Genomic DNA, 363 nt, shown 5'->3' on the forward strand with positions numbered 1-363 from the left:
AGTAGATATGCCTGATTTTGAACAAAAATTCAATGAAGCTAAAGAGACTGTCAAAGAAAAAACAATGGCAGCTGGAGAAGTTGCAGCTGGAGCTTATACTGGTAATCCGCAATTAGTTTTGGAAGGTATTTCCGGTTTTTCTTCTGGAAATGGTGGCATGGTTGATAAAGCTCTAGATTATACTGCTACGCAATGGTATGGTGATCCTGTCATGGATGGGTTCTTTGAATCATATGTTCCGCTAAGTGAAGAAGAAGTTTTAGCGTCATTGCAAGATGATGAGAACACAGAGTCCTTAACTGATTCAATAGATATTGAAAAGGTTGAAGACGCCGATGAAAGCTTAGAAGATTCTAGTTTGCC

The 363-nt window shown here is 38.8% G+C and carries 1 protein-coding gene; it reads left to right on the forward strand.

The features are described from left to right. Positions 1 to 363, forward strand: a 363-nt coding sequence (locus AB3I00_RS14735; RefSeq protein ID WP_368025630.1) for a hypothetical protein, incomplete at both ends; no start/stop codon positions are given.

Source organism: Enterococcus sp. C76, from assembly GCF_040886985.1.
Classification (GTDB): domain Bacteria; phylum Bacillota; class Bacilli; order Lactobacillales; family Enterococcaceae; genus Enterococcus_B; species Enterococcus_B lactis.